The organism is Curtobacterium sp. B18 (assembly GCF_000333375.1).
Lineage (GTDB): Bacteria > Actinomycetota > Actinomycetes > Actinomycetales > Microbacteriaceae > Curtobacterium.
This window is the reverse complement of the sequence record NZ_BACZ01000292.1, coordinates 1-493: the sequence shown is the minus strand read 5'-3', so window position 1 is coordinate 493 and position 493 is coordinate 1. Positions and strand designations below refer to the sequence as shown.

Sequence of the window (493 nt, the reverse complement as noted above, 5' to 3'; positions counted from 1 at the left end):
CGCTGCGCTGATGGATTGCTCCTTCGACGCGTCTGGACACCATCCTGCGGACATTCACGCCTACAAGCTGGCCGCATGCTTGTCCCGCCGCCCCCAGGAGCGCGGTTTGGCAAGAAATCAGTTTCTCATCGAGATCGGCACGCCTTCTCTCCTCAGGAGGCGCGCAGCATGGGCCAGGACTGCTTCGATTTCTACCGCGACACTCGGACTGGTGCAGACATTGGCCGGGCTGGGATGAGGCATGGCCAGAACGGCCAGATTGGGGAGAATCGCTTCAATCACTGGCCGAGCCTCTTGGGCAACGCGCCCCACAAGAAGGACGCAGCGTAATCTCGGCAGCAGTGCAAGCAGAGTTGGAAGGGTGGCCAGTCCTTCACGTATCTCCTGTCTCGTAAGCCTTCGTTTCTCCCTTTCGCCGGCCGCCCAGGGCACCGCATTCCATTGGATCAGGTCGCGTCGATCAAGACCGGCTTGGTCCACATATCGCCGCAGA

At 60.9% G+C, this 493-nt stretch carries 1 protein-coding gene; it reads right to left on the bottom strand.

Features of this window, described 5'->3' with window-relative positions:
- Window positions 1-117 precede the first annotated feature (117 nt).
- A partial coding sequence (locus I5E_RS23405) for a uracil-DNA glycosylase family protein (RefSeq protein WP_305791141.1) occupies window positions 118-493 on the bottom strand: 376 nt, incomplete at its 5' end.